We start from the raw sequence: 23843 nt of genomic DNA on the forward strand, positions 1-23843 counted from the left end.
GATTGCCCTGTACAAATTTCTTTAAAGCTCTAAAATTTATCTTCCGTATAATTCTGCTCCTCAACTATTTATTCATATAGCTTCAAGATAGTAACCCGTATATCCATTTAAATTAAAATTGTATACATCGCATTTTTTTGAATTTTATAGAATAACCTGAGTTCGATATAAAAGTCTTGATGAAATATGATACTCGGAAACGTCATCCGCAACTGTCTGAGGCAGGACTTCATTCATAAAGTATTGTTTCTGTGATTTATTAAATGCATTGCTGGTCGTCGACGAGTTTTGCGGGTGACAATGGTTTTGCCTAGTTTTCCCAAAAGAAAAGTAGGGCAAGCCGCAGGCTGATCCTGAAATTCGATGAGAGTTAAACAAGACTCCGCCAAGATCATTTTTTTCAATAAGTTAAAGATATAGCTAGGTCAAACCCACGTTAGAATATTATTTGTATGAATATATTATGATCGGTTTTTTCACACAATAGTTACAGTGAATATTATTCAAATAGAATGATTTGGGTATCCGTTTTTTTATTAAAATAATAAGTCTCTTAAAAAATCAAAATCCCTCAAATTTTGAAGGATTGTGATTTTAGAATGCTTTAAATGGTCTGTGCTCTATTGAGATATAGACGATCTAGCAGAGAAAATAGTGCAGACCCCATAACCAGACATACACCAACAAGACAAGTCATGGTCCAACCTCCATGATGCCATGCATAAACCCCTAAAGCAGAACCACATGCACCACCTGTGAAATAGGCTGTCATATAGATAGAGTTAATCCGAGATTTCGCATCTGGGCGTAAACGGAAAATGATATTTTGATTGCTGGTATGAACCACAGCGAGTCCAAAGCTAATCAGGCCATACCCTAAAATATAACTGGTGAGGTACTTTCCACCGAAATAAAGCAGCGCCCAACTGATGATCATCAACGCTACCCCAATCCATGTCAGGATACTGGTATGTCCACGGTCTGCAATTTTACCAATTTTTGCAGTGGCTAAAGCACCAAATACCCCAATGATCGTTGCAACACCAACCAAAACATCAGGTAATTTAAACGGTTCAGAAGTTAGTAAAACAGCAATCGTTGAAAATAAAATACTCATGGCTGCAAATGCAAAGCCACCAATAATTGCACGATAGACTAAACGACGTTCTTCTTTTAACAGCACACCCATCGAGTAGAAAATTTTGCCATAACTCATTTTAAACACAGGTACATGCGGCAGACGTTTTTTCAATAAATAGGCAAGTATTAACATCAATACCGCACTAACAAAGTAAATCAGTTTCCAGTTAAACAGGTTAGACAACAAACCGGCAAGACTGGTGGAAAGTAGTAATCCAACCAATAGTCCACTCATTAAAAAGCCAACAACTTCTCCTGTTTTTTCAGGTTTAACTGCCATCGTTGCAAGAGGGATTAACACCTGAGCCGCAACTGAAAATAGACCTGTAATAATTGTGCCAACCCAAAGCATGGGTAAATTGACTGCAAAAGCACACATCAATAAACCAATCGCAGCACAAAACATTAACCACGGAATAAATTTGATTTTATTGACGATATCGCCCATGGGCACAATGAATAAAAGACCAAGTGCATAAGACACTTGAGCAAAGGTCACTGTAAGTGCCACTTGTGATTCTGGCATGTTGAAATAGAGTTGAATCGAGTGAATCAGCGGCTGACTATAATAATTTGCTCCTGCGCATAAACCGCAGGCAATCGCCATCAGCCAAAGTAATGCTTTATTTTGGCTAATATCGAGTTGAGCATTCATAAAAATATCCTAGTTCTTGGAGTTACATACAATAGGCAGTTGCTTCAATTTCAATGAGCATTCCTTGTAAAGCAAGACACGGGACAGGAATCAGTGTACACGCAGGGAAAGGTTGATCTTTCCAAAGTTGTTGCATTTCCTGAATTAAAAACTGATGTTTTTTGGTACTGTGATCGACCACAAGCACTCTTAAAACAGCAATATCCAATAATGATGCATCAGCCGCTTGTAGGGCATGTTGCAGATTGACAAAAGCTTGATGAACTTGTTGTGCAAAATCTTGGGATAATTGTCCTTGTTGGTTTTCACCACCTTGTCCAGATATATGCAAAATACGTAAATAATGGCGTACTTCGGCCACATGACTATACGCAAATGCTGTTGGATTATAAAGTGTATTTGGGTTAATCATTTGGAACGATTTGATCTGTGCAGATTCTGATCTGGAATTCATGGATGACTCTTTTGATTGACTGGAAATTTCCGTTAGTATCAAAACTCAAGTTAACTTAAGGTCAAGTAAAAATACCTAGAAAAAACCGAAGCAACTGATCGTATTTATGAATGGACATTCAACGGGCTGTTAAACGAGAAAACCGTCATATAGAAAAGTGATCAGAAGAGAGGGCATACAAGTGAAGTATTGCTCAGTATTAAAAGTATATAGGTTGTTTATCTTTGCTTTGATACTCTTAGAAAATCCCAGTAAGCACTGACTAGGATTCCATAGAGGCATATCTTGTGCAATTTATTGGCTATTTTTTATATTCAATGTGCTGAAATGGCACTGTACTTTAAATAACTCAGTCATTAAATAACCTAGCCGTTAAATAATGAGTTGTGAATCTACAATCTTGCCCGTTTTCCCTAACCAAAATGGACGGTTGACTTCACCATGACCAAACCAGTCACATTGGTAAAGTGGGATGTGCAGTGGATCGAGATGTTCTTTCACAATCTCAACAATACTTTGCGGGACATTTTTTTGTGGGCATTGATAAAAATCACCCAAGACCAAAGCCTTTAAGTTTGAAGTATCAATACTTTGTAGGAGCTGAGTCAATGAACGTTCAATTCGATAATACGGTTCGCCTACATCTTCAATCAGTAAAACACTCGGCTGATTCAGTTTTAACGCAGACGGTGTGCCTTGTAAAGTACACAGTACAGTAAGATTCCCGCCTAAGATTTTAACATCTTCAATGTGCTGATCTTGAGCAAAACCATTTGCGCTGGATAAGGGATAATGACCGTGTTGGTTTATATCCGCTGATAACAGGCTAATGGTTTTTAAAGCATCATACGACAGGGAGCTATTGTCTAAATTTTTAACGGCAATTTCCTGAAATACAGGCGCATGTAAAGATTGTCCATGATGCATCGCGATATAGTTTAATAACACCGTTGTATCTGAATAGCCAATAATGGGTTTATTTAAAATCCACTCATCTAAAAATGGCAATAACATGGCAGCACCAGTACCACCACGACCACACCAAATTGCATCAATGTCTGGATCTATACATGCTTGTTTTAAATCTTGAATACGTTGTTCAACTGTACCTGCCAAATAGCGATGTTGTGAAAATACATGTTCACTTAAGCTGACTGTATGACCTAACTGTTCCAAATGCGACTGTGCCAACTGGATATTTTCAACATCTACACAGGCACTCGGCGATACAATTTTAAAATGCATATTCCTTCCAAGTTTCTGCACAATTTAGTGTGCAAGTTTCTTTTTAGACAAAGTAATCATCATGACACCGATGATATTCAGTAAACAACCAAACCATTGTATCGCATTCATATGCTCACCGAGCAAAGCCACAGCCAAAATAATGGTTAGGATCGGGCCAATCGAACCAATCATAGCTGCTTGTGCAGCACCTAAACGAGAAATACTTTGCGCGACCAAAATCGTCGGTAAAACCGTCACCAATAAGCCTAAGGCGATACCATACCAAATGACTTGTGTCGGAAGTTGAATTAGCAGTTGAATCGGCTGGGGAGTTGCAATGATAAAATGGGTTAGCGTACCAAAACATGCAATGCTTAATGCCAAACCAGTGTAATTCCATGAACCAAATTTTTGAATTAAACGCGGGGTCATGAGTAAATACGTCGCAAAACAGACCGCACTGGCAAAGACTAAACTCACGCCTAGCCAGAAATTTCCTTCATGGGGTACTGTACTTTGCTCTTGCAGCATCACAATCACTGTACCACCATAGCTTAATGCAATCGCTAGGATGGTTCTAAAGTTGAGTTTTTGCTTATAAATAAAGCTTGTGGCAATCACTGTCAGTGTTGGATAGAGAAATAAAATAATACGTTCTAACGAAGCACTGATATACATCAGACCAGCGAAGTCGAGCCAACTTGAAAGGTAATAGCCCATCAAACCAGCAGCAACTAAGAAGGCCCAGTCTTTTCCTGTCATATTTTTATTGTGATGGCGATTGAACCAACACAATAAAAGGAAAAAAGGCAGGGCACTTGCCATTCTCAATGCCATGAGCACGGTGCTGTCGACTAATGGCGATAATGCGTAAGCCTGTTTAATAAAAATAGCTTTGGTACTAAATAAGAAAGCCGCACCAAGTGCGAAAATCGAACCGAGTTGAGTACTGGATAACGAAAGTTTCATGAATTTGACTGCATTGACAATGTCGCTATACGACATGTAAATTTGAACAAGCAGTATAAATGTTGTTTTCAATCAGTGGAAATACAAAAAAAGAATGAATTGGCGCAATAAAAGGAATATAAAGCACAATTGCTTACTTAATTCTTTGTGGATTTAAGTGTTATTTAAAGAGATGGAAACAAAAAATGTATAAAAATCAATCTTGAAATTCTTGTTTATAAATTACTCAAATTCTATATGTTATTTTTTTGCACAAAAAAGGTGCAATATCACCATGACTGGTTCAAGCTGTTCGAGTATTATTAACTGACAAAATGGCAAATAAAAAAAAACTAAAATTTTTTGTAATTGCTTTAGGCTCGGGTCTAGTGTAATTCTAATGGTTATCCCAAGTACTTTTTTTTATTAATGAAATTAAAAAATGTTATAAAAACCGACTTACATTTTTGACGGAAAAAATGATAGAAAAGGCCAATATAAGCTGATAAAAAAACCATGTAATTTGTCAGAAAGGTCAATAGGGATGTTCTTTTTTGTGCTAAATCTATTGTTTTATGGAGTATTTAAACAGCAAGTTGGAATGCTTAAAAGTGAATCATACTGCTGTAAATGCCAATCGGTAGGGTAGGGTAAGCAGCTTAAAACATCCAGATAAGCTTAAAAAAACATCGTTTTTAAAAATTGGAGACAGGATATGTCAAAAAAACTGAGCAGGATAATGCAAGAAAAATACAATAAATTAAATATAGGGTATGTCGCACAATTATATTTATGAATCATCAGTTCAAAATATGGGTATTTATTAAATAAATATTGGGTGGTATTTTAAAAAAGTTCAATTAGAATCCAAAAATTCATAACAACGCATCTGGGGGAAACATCGGGTTATTTACGATGTTTACTTGAAGAAAAATTAGCTTGAGGAACGCTCATGCAGATTGGAATCCCAAAAGAATCTGTCGTCGGTGAAAACCGCGTAGCCGCTACGCCAGAGACAGTAAAAAAGTTGATTAGTGCTGGTCATAGTATTGTCATTGAACGAGGCGCTGGTAAAAAAGCGGCTTATATTGACAGTGCTTATGAACAAGTCGGCGCTAAAATTACAGATGATGCCTATACAGGTAGTCAAATTATTTTGAAAGTTCGTGCACCACAAGGTGAGGAAATTCAAAAGCTTGCCGCAGGAACAGCTGTGGTAGCAATGTTTGACCCATACCGTAATACTGAACTTGACCAATTTGCGTCACAACAAGTGTCTGCATTTGCGTTAGAGCTTTTGCCACGAACACTGTCTCGTGCGCAAAATATGGATGTATTGTCTTCTCAAGCCAACCTTGCAGGTTATAAGTCGGTGTTACTGGCCGCTGCGGAATATCAACGTATGTTCCCAATGCTGATGACCGCTGCAGGTACTGTAAAACCCGCTCGTATCGTGATTATGGGCGTGGGTGTCGCAGGTCTTCAAGCCATTGCAACTGCAAAACGCTTAGGCGCAGTTGTTGAAGCAACAGATTTACGCCCAACTGCACGTGACCAAGTCGAATCGCTTGGTGGTAAGTGGTTAGATGTACCGATGTCTGATGAAGAAAAACAAAAAGCTGCTGATGCCGCTAAAAATGGTTATGGCTGGATGCCAGGTGAGCAATATATTCAAGACCAAGCCATCATCGTAGATAAAGCCGTGTCAAATGCAGACATCGTGATTACCACTGCGTTGTTGCCAGGTCGTGATGCACCTCGCTTAATCAAAGCTGAAACTGTTGCCAAAATGAAACCGGGTTCAATCATCCTAGATATGGCGGTTGAATCAGGCGGGAACGTTGAAGGCTCTAAGAATGGTGAAAATGTTGTCACTGACAATGGCGTGACGATTTTAGGTATTCCAAATATTCCTTCTACAGTATCGACAGAAGCTTCGGCACTGTATGCACGTAATGTTTTCAATTTCGTAGAAACTTTGTTTGATCAAGAGAAAAACTTTGCGATCAATCAACAAGACGAAATTCAAAAAGCACTTCTAGTAACTCATGGCGGTCAAGTACTGCTGAAGCGTGGTTAAGGAGAGTCATCATGGTTGAAACTATTACTATTTTCGTCTTAGCCATCTTTGTTGGTTACTACGTGGTTTGGGGTGTAACACCTGCATTGCATACGCCGTTAATGGCAGTAACCAATGCATTGTCCTCAATTATCGTTGTGGGTGCGATGATACAAACTGTTGGAATTCCTGGTGTTGTAGAGGCAAGTGTACAATTCCAGTCCGTGAATGTTGTTAGTGTACTTGGTGCAATTGCAGTGTTCTTGGCAAGTATTAACATTTTTGGTGGCTTTGCAGTGACTGCACGTATGCTTGAAATGTTTAAGCCAAAACAAAAGAAAAAAGAGGGCTAATCTATGGAATTTATTCGAGAATATGCGGATTGGTTCTACCTTGTAGGTGCTGTCCTTTTCATCTTAACTTTACGTGGTCTTTCAGGTCCTAAAACTGCGATTGCTGGTAACCGTTACGGTATGATTGCCATGGCGATTGCAGTAATCACCACATTCTTTGTCGCAGATCATCCTGTTGTATGGATGATAGGTGGTGCCATGGTGTTGGGTGCAATTGTGGGTATTGCTCGTGCACGTACAGTTCCAATGACACAAATGCCAGAAACAGTGGCATTGATGCACTCACTTGTCGGTTTGGCTGCGGTACTGATTGCAATTGCTGCAATTTTACATAATAACCAACTGACTGCTTTGTTTGCTCAAAATGAATCTGCTTTAACGGCTGCTGGTGTACAGCATGCACATATGAGTAAAGTTCATTTATTTGAATTATTCGTCGGTTGTTTCGTAGGTGCGATTACCTTTACTGCATCTGTATTTGCTTATGGTAAGTTAGCTGCAAAGAAATGGGCAAAAACCATTTCAGGTGCTTGGGTTAAACCCGTTCAAGCGATTATTTTCCTCGCTATGCTGGCGTGTGGTGTGTACTTCTTTACCACAGGTAACATGCAAGCATTCTGGGCGATGACTGCACTGGCGCTGGCATTTGGTTGGGTTTGGATTGCACCAGTCGGTGGCGGTGATATGCCAGTTGTGGTTTCACTACTGAACTCATTCTCTGGTTGGGCTGCGGCAGGTATTGGTTTCACACTTGAAAACAACATGTTGATTGTTGCTGGTTCATTGGTGGGTTCATCAGGTGCGATTCTGTCTTACATCATGTGTAAAGCAATGAACCGTTCAATCATCAATGTATTGTTTGGTGGTGCGATGGGTGGTACGGCTGTAGCATCGGTTGATAAAGGTGAGCAAGTTCAACGTAATTACCGTTCTGGTTCTGCGGATGATGCGGGTTTCTTGATGTCAAATGCTGACAGCGTTGTGATTGTACCGGGTTATGGTATGGCGCAAGGTCGTGCACAAAACGCAGTGAAAGAATTGTGTGAAATCTTGAAAGAGCAAGGTGTAACAGTTCGTTTTGCAATCCATCCAGTTGCGGGTCGTATGCCTGGTCATATGAACGTATTGTTGGCGGAAGCTGATGTTGCTTATGAAGACATCTTGGAAATGGACGAGATCAACTCTGATTTCCCAGCGACTGATGTTGTACTGGTAATTGGTGCAAATGACGTTGTTAACCCTGCAGCTAAAGATGATCCAAGCTCACCAATTTATGGTATGCCGATTCTTGAAGCACATAAAGCACGTACCATTATGGTGATCAAGCGCTCTATGGCAACAGGTTATGCGGGTCTAGACAATGACTTATTCTACAATGATAAAACCATGATGATCTTTGGTGATGCCAAGAAAGTTGTTGAAGAGATGACGAAAGCAATCAATGGTGGTGGGCACTAAGCTGCTCTTGGATTAAATCCACCCCAACCCTCCTTTGAGAAAGGAGGGAGCCTAACCGCCTTCGGGCGGTTTTTTATTATTCACAGTTTGATGTTATGATTTTGATAAAAATCGACTGAATAAAAAATGATGAATCAACCATTTAAAATAATCTGTAACAGCTTAGGCATCTATTTGGCATTTTCCTTGTCTATAACGAATGCACAAGTTTTTGAAATTCAAGATGGTTCGAAACACTATGATGCCGTAATTGATATTGCATGTGAAAAAGATGAATGTGGGGCTAAGGCCGAAGTAAAGCTATTAAAAAAGGGCAGTAAAGCGGTATTTCAAACATTTCACTCTGATGAGTTGACTATGTATTTAGACGAAAAGTTTAAACCGAGTGTCAATGTTATACAGCTTTATGGTGAACAAAGTCCTTTGATTTTTGATGATTTTAACTTCGATGGAACAGAAGACCTCGCGATTAGAAACGGTAATTATGGTTCTTATGGCGGTCCTGTGTATGACATTTATGTATTTAATCAAAGCAAGAATAAATTTGTTTTGAGTCAGGAACTGTCTGCACTCACTCAAGAAAATTTAGGCATGTTCGAGCTAGACAAAAAGCGCAAACGCATCATCGCCTTTAATAAAAGTGGCTGTTGCTACCATATTCGTTCTGAGTATAAAGTTGTACCTAGAAAAGGTTTATTGCTGGTTCGAGAGTTTATTGAGGATGCTACTTCACCAAGAGGTGATCAAGTTGAAGTCACAGATCGCAATCTGGTCAATGGAAAATGGAAGGAAAAGACCAAGTATTATCCAACTGCAAAATATTATGCTCAGTAGTCACAATTTACCTCGTATCGCTATTTTGTATTGACCTATAGCCAAACTCTACCTAATTGTTCATACACGTGACTTGCATCGAGTCATTGATCAGAAATGAAGCTTATATTTTTGTATGAACTTTTAGAAACTATTGGTTATCAATTGGTTTTTTGTGCTTTTGGATCCTAGATGGTTATCCTACCGTGGGGCGACATGGATGTCGTCGTTGGGTGAGGGTATATGAGCAAAAATAAAGCACTGCTTTGTTTGCAGCGCAAGAGCCCTGTTAAACGAAAGATTTTTGTCATCTTTGAAAAGTGAGGCATCGCCTGCGCAAAGGTATTTAAACTTTGAGTGTAAGGTGTGGCATTGCAAGCTTTTTTATAATCAAAAAAATTATTCTTCCATATAATTGATTTAATTAAAAAATATTAACTAAGAGAGATTATATTCTTATGTATGAGTTTTTTGCTAGGTTGACTATAGCGTGATGCTAAATTGTGGGGCAGAGTAAGGTTTTATGAATAGAATGACTTCTTTTCGGTGTGATGTTAAATTTTAAGCATAAAAAAGCCCATCCAAAGATGAGCTTTTTCAATTAAAACTGAAACTTAATGAGGAATATGCTCTTCATCTTCAAATTCAGGTTTAACTTGTACGATAAAGTCTTGACGGTTAAGACCACGCCACAATGCAAATGCAGTACCGATATAGATTGAAGAATACGTACCTACAAATACACCAATAAACATAGCAACTGAGAACCAGTGTAGACCATCACCACCCAAGAACATCATTGCAAGTACAACCAGCAATAATGTCATCGAGGTATGAATGGTACGTTTTAAGGTTTCAGTTAACGCAATATTCACAATTTCTAACGGTGTCGCGCCACGAATCTTACGGAAGTTTTCACGGATACGATCCGATACAACAATGTTATCGTTTAACGAGAAGCCGATTAAGGCAAGAATAGCCGCTAAAACAGTAAGATCAAATGGCCATTGCATCATTGCAAAAATACCAATCGTTACGATCACATCGTGCAATAATGAAAGCACTGCACCCACTGCAAGTTTAAACTCGAAGCGAATGGTCACGTAGATCAGCATAAGTAGCATTGCAAGCGCTACAGCACCTGCAGAGCGTAAATATAGCTCATTACCGACTTGACCACCGACAGAGTCAACCTTATGAACAACAGCAGCGTTATTCGGCAGTTGAACCGCTTTAGTGATGGTATTGCTTAAGTCTTCAACTTTGAGGTCTTGCGCAGGCATACGTACAATTAAGTCTTTGTTTGAACCTAAGGTTTGTACAACTGCATCTTTAAAGCCTGCTTTATCCAAATTCGAAATAACGTCTGCTGGTTTTGCTGCGTATTGATAGTTCAACTCTGCAGAAACACCACCAGTGAAATCTAAACCAAGATTTAAGCCTTTGGTTGCAATAAAGAAGATACTTGCAATGGTCAAAAGGATTGAGATGATTGCCGCTGGTTTGGCAATCTTCATGAAATTAATTACATGCTCATCATCAGGGCGACCATATTTCTTTTTCGGTTGAGTCACATCAGTCATCATCGATCTCCTATATGCTCAACTTATTCAAGTTACGTTTTCTGCCATATACCAATTGGACAATTGCACGTGTTACTGTAATTGCAGTAAACATTGAGCAAATAATACCAATCATCAGCGTTACAGCGAAGCCTTTGATCGGACCTGTACCAATTGCAAACAGAATAAATGCAACCAAGAATGTGGTTAAGTTTGAGTCGAGAATGGTGTTATAGGCTCGATCATAACCGGCAATAATGGCCTGTTTGGGCGAGGCCCCCCAGCGCATTTCTTCTCGTATTCGCTCACAGATCAGTACGTTGGCATCGACCGCCATACCAATGGTGATGACGATACCCGCAATACCTGGTAGGGTAAGTGAAGCCCCGATCCAAGACATGATGGTGAGAAGCATTGCCAAGTTAATCACTAATGCTACATCAGCAATTAAACCAAATAGACGGAAGAACACGATCATCCAGATTGCAACAAGCAGGAAACCAACTTGAGTTGATAATACGCCTTTGTCGATGTTCTCTTGTCCCAAACTTGGACCAACAACACGTTCTTCTACAAAGTACATTGGGGCAGCTAAAGCACCAGCACGTAGCATCAATGCAAGTTCAGCCGCTTCTTGAGGAGAATCTAAACCAGTAATACGGAAAGATGAACCTAAAACCGCTTGAATATTTGCAGCATTGATTACCACAGATTCAGTATATGGTGTACGAACTTCTGTCATAGCACCTGTAACTGGATCAGCAACAGAGGTGATTTTTTGTTTATTTTCAATAAACAAAACCGCCATACGTTTGCCAACAGCAGTACGGGTTGCATCTGACATCAACTTACCACCAGCAGTATCTAAAGTAATATTTACTTCAGCACCACCACTATCTTGGCTAAAACCACTTGATGCATTTTGTACACGTTCACCGGTAAGGATGCGACTGCGATTTAATAATAGTTCACGACCACTGTCCAAAGATTCGTAAGCAAAAACTTCAGTACCAGGCGGTAACGGTTGACCATTATATTTACCTGAGAAACGGTCAATATATTGATCATTTAAATCGGACACTAAACGGAATTCTAGGTTTGCAGTACGCCCTAAGACACGTTTAGCTTCAGCAGTATCTTGTACACCAGGCAGTTCAACCACAATACGATTGCTACCTTGACTTTGTACCAAAGCTTCAGCCACACCTAACTCATTAATACGGTTACGTAAGGTGGTTAAGTTTTGATTGAGTGCATAAGATTGAATGTCTTGCTTGGTCGCATCATTATAGGTCAACTTAAGCGTAGAACCTGTATCTGTTGCTAGAGCTTGTTGATTGAACTTATTCCCATCACGACGTAAAAAGTCCATTACCGCTGCACGGTCATCATTATTTGCAAACTGAATCGTAATGGTATTGTTGTTCAATGAAAGACTATTAAATTTAATCTTATTGTCACGGAACTCACGACGTAAGTCTGTTGCTGAGGTTTCCATACGTTGTGCAATAGCTTTGTCCATATCTACTTCAAGTAAGAAATGAACACCACCACGTAAGTCCAAACCAAGCTTCATTGGCTTAGCGCCAATTTTTTGCAACCACTCAGGTGTGGTTGGTGCAAGGTTTAATGCAACGGTATAGTTATCACCCAAACCTTTGCTGAGGACATCTTTTGCTTTTAACTGTGCTTCAGACGTATTTAAACGCAGAAGGGCAGCATTGTTAGTGAAGGTATTATCATGACTGCTAATATTTTCACTTTTTAAAATTTGCTCTGCTTTTTGTATGACAGACTGATCAATTGTGGTACCAGCCTTGGCACCAGAAATTTGAACAGCAGGTTCGTCAGGATACAAACTCGGCAGCGCATATAATGTACTGATTACTAGGACCACTAGAATCAATATATATTTCCATGCAGGGTAACGCATTCGCTTTCTTCTTAAAATGAAAAAGTCGTGCTAAGTGCACGACCGTTTTATGATTAAAGGTTATTTAATGTGCCTTCAGGGAGTACTGAAATAACACTTGCACGTTGAACTTTGACTTCATTGCCTTTACTTAATTCAACCACTGCAAAGTCGCCATCAATTTTTAGGATACGACCCATTAATCCACCTGCAAATACAACTTCACTGCCAACACCTAAGCTCTCGATTAACGTACGGTGTTCTTTTGCACGCTTAGCTTGAGGACGCCAGATCAGAAAATAAAAGATGGCAACAAATACCACAATCATTAATATGTTTGCCATCATGCCTGGGCCTTGTGCAGGCGCTGCTGCAGCGTGAGCAGAAGAAATAAATAAGCTCATTCTAATTTCCTAATGTTAAAAATTATCTGCCATTTTCATGGCTTTTAAATTGACTTGTTCAGCAATTTACCTTGTCTTGGGTTTCAGCGCAAATACTGTTGAATTAATCTTCAATTCAACTTTACATTGGGGCACTAATCAGCAGGACAAGCTGGAACTTCTAAACCGCGACGTTGATAGAAATCAGTCACGTATTCATCAAAAGTTCCCTGATCTAAAGCATCACGAATATCTTGGGTAAAACGTTGGTAATAACGTAAATTGTGGATCGTGCCCAACATAGAACCAAGCATTTCACCGCATTTTTCTAAATGGAATAAATAAGCACGGGTGAAGTTGCTACAGGTATAACAGTCACAATGTGGATCCAGTGGACTTTGATCATGACGATATTGGCTGTTACGAATTCGGACCAGACCATCAGTAACAAAATAATGACCATTACGTGCATTTCGAGTTGGCATCACACAGTCGAACATATCGACACCGCGACGAATTGCTTCAACGATATCTTCTGGTTTACCCACACCCATCAAATAACGTGGTTTATCTTCTGGCATTTTTGCAGGCAGGTAATCCAAAACTTTGATCATTTCTTCTTTGGGTTCACCTACAGATAAACCACCAATCGCAAAGCCATCAAAATCAATTTCTTTAAGACCGTTTAAAGACTCTTCACGAAGGTCTTCATACATTCCGCCTTGAATGATTCCAAACAATGCGTTTCTATTTTTTAAAACATCGTGATGCTGTGTTTTACAACGCTTCGCCCAACGTAATGACAGTTGAAGCGATTTCTGTGCTTCTTCATGGGTTGCTGGGTATGGCGTACATTCATCAAAAATCATCACAATATCTGATTTCAATGTATGTTGAATGTCCATTGAAATTTCAGGAGATAAAAAGACTTTTGAACCATCGATAGGTGAGCGGAAAGTAACCCCTTCTTCTTTGATTTTACGCATAGCACCCAGACTGAATACTTGGAAGCCGCCTGAATCAGTAAGAATCGGTTTGCCCCATTTCATAAACTCATGCAAACCGCCGTGTTCACGGATAACATCTAGTCCAGGACGTAAGTAAAGGTGGAAGGTATTGCCTAAAATAATTTGTGCTTTGATATCTTCGATATCGCGTGGCAACATGCCTTTAACTGTGCCATAAGTTCCCACAGGCATGAACACAGGTGTTTCAATTACACCATGTTCTAAAGTTAAACGACCACGACGAGCACGCCCCGACTGACCTAATTTTTCAAACTTCATAAATAACCTAAATCTGGCGAAAAAACAGTTCGCTGATTGATAATTGCAAAAGGGGGCTATTTTCCCTGATTTTATGGTCGAATACCAGTCATGTTGTTTTTCATAATGTTAAATTTAAAATTATTGATTTAGCGCTGTGAACATCAATAGATTAATGCAAGAATCATTTTTTATAGTTGAATAATTATTGTTTGAATATCAAGGTATTATTTTTATGCAGTTAAAAAGCGAAGAGTGGTTCGCTTTTTTAACTTAGATTTGGACAAGATAGAAAATTAGTCTTTTGCCTTACGACCGATAATAATCAAGGCGATAATTCCCAGAATCATGATAAATATCCCATAATGATTCCAAAAATTACGTTGCATTTTATTTTCTTGGTATTCAGGATTTTTACCTAATGTTGCAATGACATCATCAGGCAATTCATAAAAAGTATCTGGCTCTGCATCAGTCATGCCGACCAAGGTGCAGTCCCAAGTTTTGACATCTGCCCATAAGACTCCAAAGTGACTACATTTATATCCTGCATTTAAACTTTTAAGATCTTCATATTGACTTAATATTTCTTGTGGAAATGGTCCAACCTTAAACATTTCATCGCCTGTATTGAAAACTAACAGGCCTTTCGCTTGAGCAGGCGCCTGCCAGAGAAAACACAGACATAACATCATGAATAATTTTTTTAACATTTGATTTACTCCAATCTTTAGATTGTCTTTTTATTAAGTTGATCATTTTTAGTTGATCGTTTTGTTCTAAAAATAGTCATTTTTTAGCGGTTTGAAAATATCAGAAAATGATCGAAATGTCATTTTTTATGTTGAAAATAAACACAATTATGGCTAAATTTTTATTCAAATTTCCCTGTAGTGATTTAGGTAATATGTTTCGAGTCAACTATGCTCAATCGCCATAATCTATTCCTGATCATGGCTTTAAAGCTGACCCAAAAAAATTATTGAATTTATCAAACTGATTTAACACTTGTTCAACCTTGGCAATCCTTTGTTCTAAACTTCCTGTTAAAGCGATGTATGGAATCCGACGTTGTTTGAGATCTGCAATAATTTGTTGATGAAAAATAGCTCTTTTTTGTGGGCCACTACGATCCCAGGTGTCGTCATAAGCAATATCATCTTCACATAAGAAAAATAAGTCATAGCGCTGTGCATTTTCGAGTGCAAGTTGTTTGAGGTGCTCCGGTAGTCGGCCATGATAATCCATACAAAACATCGCTGTGGTTATCGCGTTGGTGTCTACAAATAAATAACAGTTTGCATCTAAAGTGGCCTGATCTTCGTAGGCGATATGACGATCTGCAATAATGTTGAAATCCTCAAAACCGATACGACGATCAACTTGGTAAGTTTCCCAATATTCACGCCCATATTCTGGGGCAAAAGTTGTTGCATACTTTTTCGCAAGTGCTTCAACTAAGGTAGACTTGCCTGTAGACATGGCACCAACAAAGACGACTTTGCTAATCAAATCTGCATAGACACAGTTGGGAATAAACTTCCGATTTTGGAAGGCATTTGCTCGAATCATTGTAGCGGAGATCGGCACCTGTAGACGTGGCTCATCCACTCTACGATCAATTGCATTGAGTGCCCTGCTGACATGCGTACCATAAAATTCACTACTATAAAAATGCGAAATTTTCACACCATTGAGCTTTTGAATGATGTAATTTTCTTGTTCTATTTCAAAAGCCCGATCATTGGAATAACCCTCAGGCCCATCCCATGCCTCAATCACATAAATTTGAGGAAATAAATCTCTGATCCATTGGGCGCGAATGTTCAAGGGAATGGTTGTAATTGAACTTTGATAGATCAATACATATAGCTCATCCACTTCCTGTAATGCTGTTTCAAATACATGTACATGCCCTGCATGTAAGGGGGCATATTTACCAAGTGTCAGTCCGATTTTTTTCATAGTTGTTAAATTCAATAGAATGAGTTTGAATGGTTTTGTGCAAGTTTATTCCAATTATAGTAACCGTAGATGGCATTGATCAGAAAGGCCGACCACATCAATAACATCATTGCACCATCACCACTCCCATCAAGGGTTCGGATCGCCCACATTAAAATACTGAATATATTTAATGCAATATAGAACCACCATTGCTCTTTAAAACGCAGCAGCATCAAAATCGTTGCCGAGATTGCAAGAATATTGGTGGTTGCATCTATATAAGGCGTATTTTGAGTGGAAATTTGGGCAAGTAGGTAACCGAGTATAGCAATACAACCTATATTGCTCAGGATGATCAAAATCAAATAAGCATGCCGAAGGACATACGCCTGCTGTAATTGTTTTTCTTTGGTGTGTTTCTGCCAAAGTAGCATGCCGATCAAAGCAGTTGGGACAAAGAACAAGAGATTCAGTCCCATTTCGCCATAAAGCCCGTTGTTATAGCAAATCCATGCATAAGCACAGCTATTGAATAAACCAAAACTATAATTGAGAATATTGCCTTTTGCTGCCAATACCACACAGAGAATTCCGCTGAGTAATACCACGAAATTAAACCATGTATCCTGTTGAACTAAGGTAATGATACAGCCGATGAAAATAAAACTAAAAAGCCAAACAATTTCAAATACATTCCAATTTTTGAAAAGAAGCCGAAAGGGTGAGGGAAAAAAGAGTTTCAACATAGGGTTTGTAATTCTAACGAATGCTGCTGGTGTTATTTGCTGGTAATTTATACCGGATTTAAATCTTACAGACGATTTGAAATTTCAGTTTAATCGTATGCAAGGACTGGATTGTTGCCTATTGTTTTTTACCAAGCCTTTTATATATGCATTATCATGATTCATTTTTATGTAGTTAATCAAGGGATGTTTGATCAAAGAATCTTCCCAACATTTCTTTGAGACTAGCATGTTTTTACCGCTACGTATTACCTTGCGAAACGATATTTTTCATCATTTAGAATAACTAAATTTCGTATTTCGTAGCTAGTATCGCTTAAAAAACACACGTAGTCGCAAACTTCGACGAATTGTCTACAGACCTTAGTTAAAATTAGGTTTGTAATCAAAATTCTGAGTGACCACATTGTCTGAAAATGGACGAATTGTTTTCTTTGCCAAAGTAATGGTATTGATCATATTGTTTGGAAAAATTTCGATGGTGTTATTAAATTCTTCAACATTACGGTTAAAGATGGTGATTGCTGCACCGACATTTTCATTTTGTTCTTGAATATCATCCATCATTTTTGCATACAAAGTATCCGCTTTGAGTTCAGGATAATTTTCAACCACCACATTTAAACTTTTCATTAAATCTTGATTGAGTTTTTCAACATGTTGCAGTTGAGAAACATCGGTATTGTTTAGATTTAGATTCAAAATTTGCTGACGTAACTCGGTCACTTTTTCTAAAGTTGATTTTTCAAACTGTGTATATTGCACCAAAGTTTGCTCTAAAGTTTCCAGTGTTTTTACTTTCTGGCGTTCAAAATTGGCAACCTCAGCCCATGCACGTTGTGTCGCATTGAAATAACGCACAATGTTATTTCTAACCAGAATACCCCAAGCGATCAGAACAATAAAAATCCCAATAAATATGATTAAACCCATTTTGATTATTCCTTTTAATTTATGAAATCAAGTTTAGCATGCACTGTTTAAATTTTTCATATTCAGGCATGGTTAATGTTCTTAAATGTCCACGAAGTGCTGAAATATCCTGAAGCTTTTGTTTTTTACGACGAATGCGAAAGAGATCTTGATCTCCCATATAGCACAGCATATTTTCTTCAAAATGATAAACAATATCACCTGAATAGTGTTGAAAAAAATCACTTAATTTTAAGGTGATACTTGGACTAATGGTACGGGCAAGTTGATGTTGATTATAGCCAAAAATATATAAATTTTGATTGACCAGAATATCCGCAGTTTTCCATATTTGGGTATAGGGCGGAATAAATTCATGGTGTTTATTACTGGCAGCAAAGCCGAGGGCGGGTAATTGAAAAATAAAAGCGCCCCAGTGGTTTTTATGGGTTTCCTTAATTTTCTGTTTTTCACCCTGAGTATTGGGCAGTGAAAACTCATCGACATAATGATACTGAAACAACATCACATGATGTTCTTGTTCACCATCAAACCATTTGGTGGATGCAAATTGTTCAATCTCGTTCAACACATTGCCTTGCGAAAACAATGGAAAACTTTGTTTTAACTTGCTCATGACCAAAAAGGTATTGCTTGTTGTGGAGATATGACTTGGAGTTTTATTGAAATCTAATTCGTAGCGGAGAAACATCATGCGCTGTTCTAAAAAATTTATGACTTCATCAATTGGATCGCTTTGCTCATAAATTAAATAAGCACCAAAACAGCATAACAAGGCTGCTAATAGGCTCAGTGGATAGGGAATATAGTGATGAATCAGCCAACCAAAAAGTGCAGTCATTACCCCAATCATAAATAGCAGTCTGGGGATGAGGTTATGAAAAAATAATTCTCTACATTCTCCCCACGGATGTAACCCATCTAAAATATCTTGTGCAGATTGAGCCTGTTGTCCAATTTCCCAAAGCCGAGCGATATTGCGCATCACATGTTTATTTTTTCTTGTGCGTAGGTGAAGTAATCGCTCAACGGTTTCTATAGGCATGGCAAATCATCATGATTAAAGGATATTAAAGTTCAAATTCCAGATTGATAAGTATGCGATAAATTATTGTATCGACAAAGTAAATTGTTTATTGTTCAACTTTATTTGTCTCATAATGGGGTTGGATTTCTTGTAGAATTGTGATCATTGAATCTTTTAGCTGTTCATAATTAGGCATGTTCATACTTTCAAGTTGTGCAGCTAAATCATGTACAGTTTGAACTTTATCGACTTGCATCTGCGGTTTGGTAATATCCGTTTTAAACAGCCAGCACAAAGTAGGGCGCTGGACTTGAACATAAAAATCACCTTTAAAATAAGCCATGGCTTGTTCAAGCATTAATACATGATTTGGTGTGAAAAATCTGGCAAGTTGCATTTCATTTGTACCACTTAATTGGTACTGATTGTCGAAACGAATATCCCCACTCGACCATTTTACGCCAAGACGGCAGGCTCGATTTTGTTTAGATGAAATGCTGATACCTTGAGCAGGGAAGTTCTCTAGGATGATCCCCCATAAATCATAATGACGATATTCAATCTTTTTCTTACCGTCTGAATCACGAGTTTCGACTTCATCCACATAATGATAATTAAACAGCATATATGGATAGTTGATACTGTTGATCTGCCAAGCGCCATAAATGCAATGACCAATGGTATTTTCATGATCCCCTAAACCAAATAACGGGAAATTATAGGGAGACTCAATATTTTCATCAAAGGCATTGGGATAGAAGCGAATTTGATATTTCACTTCTAGGTTCTTTTGATGAGTATCCTCAATCAATTGATTGAGGGCTTTTGTCGAAGTGCGCTTATAGAAAGCAAAAGCCACACTAGCGACTGTTGCTAGTAAGAGTATCGGGTGGGTAAAAATAGCCAGTACAAATAAGCCAATCGCAATCGCGATAAAAAGCCAAAAAGTATAATTTTGAATAGACAGACTCGGATCATCTTGCCAATTCTTTAAGCTTGTAATGATCTGTTCAAAATCTTGATTTGATGAGAGTAACTGATTGATCGCATGTATATTGTGCTGAGTCTTGCCATTGTTGGCGTGTTGTTGGCTAAAAGCATTTTGAATTTTTGTGAGTAAATCATTCATCTTTATTCATTATTGTGGCAAGTGCTTAGATGCCTGATTGTAACGAAAAAATGATTTTGAATGCAAAGTGTCGTGTTTAAACCACACTTTGCATATTGGTAGTCTGACTAAGCAATAACTTTTAAATAGGTTGCGCTTCGTTAGACCTTAGCCATTTGCGTTTTCAATCAACATTGCATCGCCATAACTAAAGAAACGATATTTGCTTGCAACAGCATGTTGATATGCGTTCATAATATTGTCACGGTTGGATAATGCAGATACTAACATTAACAAGGTAGATTCTGGTAAATGAAAGTTGGTGATCAAGCGATCAACCACACAGAACTGATACCCTGGATAGATAAAGATTTGTGTATCGCCTGTCCATGCGGCAATTTTTCCCCCAGACGCTTGCGCTGCACTTTCTAAGGCACGTGTTGCTGTCGTTCCGACGGCAATTACTTTGTTGCCACGTGCTTTGGTTTCTTGAATCAATTTTGCAGTTGCTTCAGGCACATCACACCATTCACTGTGCATGATGTGATTTTCGATCTGATCTGTGCGTACTGGTAAGAATGTTCCAGCACCTACATGCAAGGTTACAAAAGCTTTATTTACGCCTTTTTGCTCTAATTTTTCTAATAGGGCTTGGTCGAAATGCAAACTTGCTGTCGGTGCTGCTACGCTTGCCAATTTGGTTGGATCGTTAAACACGGTTTGATAGCGTTCTGTGTCAATGGCTTCTGCTTCACGGTTAAAGTAAGGCGGAATAGGTAATTGTCCATATAAATCTAAAACTTGCAAAATAGGCTGTGAAAACTCCACCACAAATAAGTTTTCATGACGCCCTGTTACCGTCACTTTAACTTCATCTTTGCCAATAAATAACTCAGCACCTGCTTTAGGCGAATTACTGGCTTTGATATGACAATGTGCAATGGTCTGATCAAAAATACGTTCAACCAAAACTTCAATAGCACCACCAGAGGCGCGTTTACCTTTTAAACGTGCTTTCATCACTTTGGTATCATTAAGTACCAATAAATCACCTTCATTGAATAAATCAAAAACATCGGTGAAGTGAAGATCTTGGTATGAACCCTCTGCATTGAGATGTAAAAGGCGAGAAGCGCTACGTGTTTCAAGTGGGTAGCGCGCAATGAGTTCGTCGGGAAGTTCGAAATTAAAATCGGAGAGTTGCATCATGAGGAAGAAAAACTGACATTTGGGATTTAAAAACTGCCGCTAGTATAGTCGTTTTTCAAATTAATGGCTGAAATTGATGTTTTATAATCCAAAAAAACCAGATCTGCCTTAAAATTAAACAAATGTGAAAACTTGTCGTTGACAAGAAAATGAAACGCGCTATTATACGCACACAACTTCTCCCGAGGTGGTGAAATTGGTAGACGCGGTGGACTCAAAATCCACTGTCAGCGATGACGTGTCGGTTCGAGTCCGACCCTCGGGACCAGAATATAGAATAGTAATATTCTCCAAAACCTCAAGCTTTATATAGAGTTTGGGGTTTTGTTGTTTCAGAGAGATATGGTTTGAATATCTGATTTGGTGTGTCAGGGCATGCTGTCTCACATCTTTCCACCAAGATTTAAAAATGCACAGTTGATCTGCATATGTTTGTAAAAAGTGGTGTGCTGAAGATGGGTGGAAAAACAAGACCAGTTTTCAGGTGATGCAGCAAAGAGGTCATAAATTAAAAAATTATAATTACTGATGAATATACCCAGCTTGACTTACATATTATTGACTATAAGTAATTGATAAGAATACTATGATTACTAACAATGATCAGTTTGTTTTTATAATTTTTTTAAGAGAGAATTAAAAAAATCTGTTTGCGCTCTGTTTTTTATCGCCTATTTAAATTTTTTATTTATATTATTTTGTATTTGTAATTATTCTAATGATTTTGTTTTAAATAAGCTATACTATGTCTTTAAATTGTTGAAAATTAATTATAAATTCTAATAATTGTTGATGATTAATCTTATACACTTTCAGTGCGCTTATTTAAATAATAAAGATAAAGCCTTACCAGTGATTGGGCTTAGCATAATAATTAATTTTTTCTAAAATTAAATATTTTATCTACAAAAAATTTTTGAACTAAATATAGAATTTCAAAAATATAGATGGGTAATGTTACTATTGAAAAAACGATATTAAATTCAAATGGATGTTCTTTTTAATACTGGGCAAGTTGTTGATTATTATAAGAGAAATGAATGTATATAAATAAACTACTATGGTTAGTAGAAATATACACAAATAAGTATATTATTTAATAACTTCACGGTTAATTTTAACTTCATTATTGATTAAGGATCTTACTTTTAGAAGTTGTTTTAAATTCGATTTTCGTACTAATTTTCCTATAAAACCTTTCTTTTTTTCTGAATGGATTGGTTACTTTAGTAGAAAGTATTAAGTAAATTTTCTTAAAAAAATATGAGACCAGCCCCAACAAGTGCCTGTATTACTAATTGTACCCACCATGATGTATCTGTTTAAAAGTTCATTGTTATAAGCCAAAAGTTTAAATTTAATAACAAAATGTAAAGAATCTTTTTATTGTAATAAATAATATTAAATACTTCAATTGGGTGTGGTTTATTTAAATCAATATGGAAACTACTTTTGTTGATTTATGTTGTCTTGAATCAAGGATAAAATATAATATGGGATGGTTTATAGTTAATAAAATATTTGGGTGGGTTGTGTTTTTATCTTTAATAGGAATGATTTTAGATAGTACCTTAAAGAATATGCTTAATAAATATAAAATTAAAAATTGGTTTCTAATATTGTATCCAGTTAATCAGTCTTAGGAAGTTGTGAATAGCTTTTTTTAAAATTCATTGATGTGTAGATAATAATAAAAAAATATTAAATTAATTTACTAAAATGGAGTTGTATGTCGTCGTAATTTTTTAAAAAGCTGAAATAAAATGAAACAGATGTTGTTATTTAAATAAAATTAAGCATAGACAAAATAAGAATTTTTTTTGTAGACTGGGTTGGATTTTTTGAATAAATATTAAAAAATTTATGTCTAACAATATTTACTCTGCTTTGGAGCAGCTTGGCTTATCAGCACAAAAACGTGCGATCCACGTACAATTTTCTAATTCGGCATTGAGCCAACAAGTATTCCTACAACGTATCGATGGAACACATCAAATCAATGAGGGTGTTCGACTTCAGCTCATCTGTCTTGCAACGTCAGCAAGCATTCCTTTAAAAAGCTTTATTGGAACGCAAGCTGCAATCGATATTGTCACAGATAAATCTGAATTAACCCGTATTTCAGGAATTGTGACCCAAGCCGATATTGGCGCATCTGATGGTTCTCTTACCATCTATCGTTTGACTGTAGAAGACCCAACAGCACTTTGGAAACACCGTAGAAACTCTAGAGTATTTATGAATAAGTCTGTTGTGGATGTGATCCAGACCGTGTTCCAAGAATGGGTACAACGCAGCCCACTGTTTGCTTCAAGTCTGACATTAGATAAGAGTGGACTGAGCAAAGACTATGATGTGCGCCCATTCATTATGCAGGCATCTGAAAGTGATTTTGACTTCCTGACCCGTTTGATGAGAAGTGAAGGGATTAACTGGCTGATCGATGAAGCACAGCTTAAAGTATCGAGCTCAACAGAACAAATCCAAGCACAGAAGCTTCGTTTAATTGATGATAATTCGCAATTTAGTGCCTTAGAACGCCGCAACATTCGCTTCCATAGAAGCAGCGCCGTAGAAAAAACTGATTCAATTACCAATTTTATTGGTCAGCGTTCCATTCAACCGACTTCAGTGTATATCCAGC

At 37.7% G+C, this 23843-nt stretch carries 20 protein-coding genes and 1 tRNA gene; 6 read left to right on the plus strand and 15 right to left on the minus strand.

Features of this window, described 5'->3' with window-relative positions:
• Positions 1-604: 604 nt before the first annotated feature.
• From ACG916_RS17790 to ACG916_RS17805, 4 genes are all read right to left on the minus strand, one after another.
• Complete coding sequence (locus ACG916_RS17790; RefSeq protein ID WP_239046468.1) at positions 605-1795, minus strand: MFS transporter; 1191 nt, start codon at positions 1793-1795, stop codon at positions 605-607.
• 22 nt (positions 1796-1817) lie between these two features.
• The gene (locus ACG916_RS17795; RefSeq protein ID WP_004723174.1) at positions 1818-2249 is read right to left on the minus strand and encodes a RidA family protein; all 432 of its coding nucleotides are present in this window, start codon (positions 2247-2249) and stop codon (positions 1818-1820) included.
• A 372-nt stretch (positions 2250-2621) separates the two neighbouring features.
• Positions 2622-3494: a S66 peptidase family protein gene (locus tag ACG916_RS17800; protein WP_336953426.1), complete on the minus strand. Its 873-nt coding sequence runs from the start codon at positions 3492-3494 to the stop codon at positions 2622-2624.
• A gap of 24 nt (positions 3495-3518) precedes the next feature.
• Positions 3519-4445, minus strand: coding sequence for a DMT family transporter (locus ACG916_RS17805; RefSeq protein ID WP_336953425.1), 927 nt, complete (start codon positions 4443-4445; stop codon positions 3519-3521).
• A gap of 931 nt (positions 4446-5376) precedes the next feature.
• Here ACG916_RS17805 and ACG916_RS17810 point away from each other — a divergent pair.
• From ACG916_RS17810 to ACG916_RS17825, 4 genes are all read left to right on the plus strand, one after another.
• Positions 5377-6504 carry a Re/Si-specific NAD(P)(+) transhydrogenase subunit alpha gene (locus tag ACG916_RS17810; protein ID WP_004723168.1) on the plus strand — a complete coding sequence of 376 codons (1128 nt, stop codon included), beginning with the start codon at positions 5377-5379 and terminating at the stop codon, positions 6502-6504.
• A gap of 11 nt (positions 6505-6515) precedes the next feature.
• Complete coding sequence (locus ACG916_RS17815; protein WP_336953423.1) at positions 6516-6836, plus strand: proton-translocating transhydrogenase family protein; 321 nt, start codon at positions 6516-6518, stop codon at positions 6834-6836.
• A gap of 3 nt (positions 6837-6839) precedes the next feature.
• Positions 6840-8294: an NAD(P)(+) transhydrogenase (Re/Si-specific) subunit beta gene (locus tag ACG916_RS17820; protein WP_151801647.1), complete on the plus strand. Its 1455-nt coding sequence runs from the start codon at positions 6840-6842 to the stop codon at positions 8292-8294.
• Between the two features lie 126 nt (positions 8295-8420).
• Positions 8421-9128, plus strand: a complete 708-nt coding sequence (locus ACG916_RS17825; protein ID WP_419329061.1) for an XAC2610-related protein — start codon at positions 8421-8423, stop codon at positions 9126-9128.
• A 593-nt stretch (positions 9129-9721) separates the two neighbouring features.
• Here ACG916_RS17825 and secF read toward each other — a convergent pair.
• From secF to queA, 11 genes are all read right to left on the minus strand, one after another.
• Complete coding sequence (gene secF / locus ACG916_RS17830) at positions 9722-10693, minus strand: protein translocase subunit SecF (RefSeq protein ID WP_419329060.1); 972 nt, start codon at positions 10691-10693, stop codon at positions 9722-9724.
• A gap of 7 nt (positions 10694-10700) precedes the next feature.
• Positions 10701-12602 (minus strand): protein translocase subunit SecD, encoded by a 1902-nt coding sequence (gene secD / locus ACG916_RS17835; protein WP_336953421.1) that lies wholly within the window; start codon positions 12600-12602, stop codon positions 10701-10703.
• 53 nt (positions 12603-12655) lie between these two features.
• Positions 12656-12985: a preprotein translocase subunit YajC gene (gene yajC, locus ACG916_RS17840; protein WP_336953420.1), complete on the minus strand. Its 330-nt coding sequence runs from the start codon at positions 12983-12985 to the stop codon at positions 12656-12658.
• 134 nt (positions 12986-13119) lie between these two features.
• Positions 13120-14250, minus strand: a complete 1131-nt coding sequence (tgt, locus tag ACG916_RS17845) for a tRNA guanosine(34) transglycosylase Tgt (RefSeq protein ID WP_419329059.1) — start codon at positions 14248-14250, stop codon at positions 13120-13122.
• A 275-nt stretch (positions 14251-14525) separates the two neighbouring features.
• Positions 14526-14942 carry a hypothetical protein gene (locus tag ACG916_RS17850; protein WP_419329058.1) on the minus strand — a complete coding sequence of 139 codons (417 nt, stop codon included), beginning with the start codon at positions 14940-14942 and terminating at the stop codon, positions 14526-14528.
• 238 nt (positions 14943-15180) lie between these two features.
• Entirely contained in the window at positions 15181-16194 is a 1014-nt protein-coding gene (locus tag ACG916_RS17855; protein WP_336953417.1) for an AAA family ATPase, read from the minus strand.
• A gap of 11 nt (positions 16195-16205) precedes the next feature.
• A complete protein-coding gene (pnuC, locus tag ACG916_RS17860; RefSeq protein ID WP_336953416.1) occupies positions 16206-16922 on the minus strand; it encodes a nicotinamide riboside transporter PnuC in 717 nt (238 codons plus the stop codon).
• Positions 16923-17285: 363 nt separating this feature from the next.
• Positions 17286-17855 (minus strand): LemA family protein, encoded by a 570-nt coding sequence (locus ACG916_RS17865; RefSeq protein ID WP_419329057.1) that lies wholly within the window; start codon positions 17853-17855, stop codon positions 17286-17288.
• A gap of 19 nt (positions 17856-17874) precedes the next feature.
• Complete coding sequence (locus ACG916_RS17870; RefSeq protein ID WP_419329056.1) at positions 17875-18900, minus strand: hypothetical protein; 1026 nt, start codon at positions 18898-18900, stop codon at positions 17875-17877.
• An 88-nt stretch (positions 18901-18988) separates the two neighbouring features.
• The gene (locus ACG916_RS17875) at positions 18989-20011 is read right to left on the minus strand and encodes a hypothetical protein (protein ID WP_419329055.1); all 1023 of its coding nucleotides are present in this window, start codon (positions 20009-20011) and stop codon (positions 18989-18991) included.
• Positions 20012-20158: 147 nt separating this feature from the next.
• On the minus strand, positions 20159-21196 hold the full coding sequence (gene queA / locus ACG916_RS17880) for a tRNA preQ1(34) S-adenosylmethionine ribosyltransferase-isomerase QueA (protein ID WP_336953455.1): 1038 nt from the start codon (positions 21194-21196) through the stop codon (positions 20159-20161).
• Between the two features lie 184 nt (positions 21197-21380).
• Between queA and ACG916_RS17885 the strand changes: the two genes are divergently transcribed.
• Both ACG916_RS17885 and ACG916_RS17890 read left to right on the plus strand, forming a co-directional pair.
• Positions 21381-21467, plus strand: a tRNA-Leu gene (locus ACG916_RS17885).
• Positions 21468-23062: 1595 nt separating this feature from the next.
• Positions 23063-23843 (plus strand): contractile injection system protein, VgrG/Pvc8 family (locus ACG916_RS17890; protein ID WP_419340082.1); only part of this gene is annotated, 781 nt, incomplete at its 3' end.

This window comes from Acinetobacter legionensis, from assembly GCF_048552295.1.
GTDB lineage: Bacteria > Pseudomonadota > Gammaproteobacteria > Pseudomonadales > Moraxellaceae > Acinetobacter.

Excerpts from the sequence above, each read along its gene's own strand:
- ACG916_RS17875 (WP_419329055.1), bottom strand. The coding sequence starts at position 20,011 with ATGAATGATTTACTCACAAAAATTCAAAATGCTTTTAGCCAACAACAC.
- ACG916_RS17850 (WP_419329058.1), bottom strand. The coding sequence starts at position 14,942 with ATGTTAAAAAAATTATTCATGATGTTATGTCTGTGTTTTCTCTGGCAG.
- ACG916_RS17855 (WP_336953417.1), bottom strand. The coding sequence starts at position 16,194 with ATGAAAAAAATCGGACTGACACTTGGTAAATATGCCCCCTTACATGCA.
- ACG916_RS17800 (WP_336953426.1), bottom strand. The coding sequence starts at position 3,494 with ATGCATTTTAAAATTGTATCGCCGAGTGCCTGTGTAGATGTTGAAAAT.
- ACG916_RS17790 (WP_239046468.1), bottom strand. The coding sequence starts at position 1,795 with ATGAATGCTCAACTCGATATTAGCCAAAATAAAGCATTACTTTGGCTG.
- ACG916_RS17810 (WP_004723168.1), top strand. The coding sequence starts at position 5,377 with ATGCAGATTGGAATCCCAAAAGAATCTGTCGTCGGTGAAAACCGCGTA.
- ACG916_RS17865 (WP_419329057.1), bottom strand. The coding sequence starts at position 17,855 with ATGGGTTTAATCATATTTATTGGGATTTTTATTGTTCTGATCGCTTGG.
- ACG916_RS17815 (WP_336953423.1), top strand. The coding sequence starts at position 6,516 with ATGGTTGAAACTATTACTATTTTCGTCTTAGCCATCTTTGTTGGTTAC.
- queA (WP_336953455.1), bottom strand. The coding sequence starts at position 21,196 with ATGCAACTCTCCGATTTTAATTTCGAACTTCCCGACGAACTCATTGCG.
- ACG916_RS17805 (WP_336953425.1), bottom strand. The coding sequence starts at position 4,445 with ATGAAACTTTCGTTATCCAGTACTCAACTCGGTTCGATTTTCGCACTT.
- secD (WP_336953421.1), bottom strand. The coding sequence starts at position 12,602 with ATGCGTTACCCTGCATGGAAATATATATTGATTCTAGTGGTCCTAGTA.
- ACG916_RS17795 (WP_004723174.1), bottom strand. The coding sequence starts at position 2,249 with ATGAATTCCAGATCAGAATCTGCACAGATCAAATCGTTCCAAATGATT.
- secF (WP_419329060.1), bottom strand. The coding sequence starts at position 10,693 with ATGATGACTGATGTGACTCAACCGAAAAAGAAATATGGTCGCCCTGAT.
- ACG916_RS17825 (WP_419329061.1), top strand. The coding sequence starts at position 8,421 with ATGATGAATCAACCATTTAAAATAATCTGTAACAGCTTAGGCATCTAT.
- tgt (WP_419329059.1), bottom strand. The coding sequence starts at position 14,250 with ATGAAGTTTGAAAAATTAGGTCAGTCGGGGCGTGCTCGTCGTGGTCGT.
- pnuC (WP_336953416.1), bottom strand. The coding sequence starts at position 16,922 with ATGTTGAAACTCTTTTTTCCCTCACCCTTTCGGCTTCTTTTCAAAAAT.
- yajC (WP_336953420.1), bottom strand. The coding sequence starts at position 12,985 with ATGAGCTTATTTATTTCTTCTGCTCACGCTGCAGCAGCGCCTGCACAA.
- ACG916_RS17820 (WP_151801647.1), top strand. The coding sequence starts at position 6,840 with ATGGAATTTATTCGAGAATATGCGGATTGGTTCTACCTTGTAGGTGCT.
- ACG916_RS17870 (WP_419329056.1), bottom strand. The coding sequence starts at position 18,900 with ATGCCTATAGAAACCGTTGAGCGATTACTTCACCTACGCACAAGAAAA.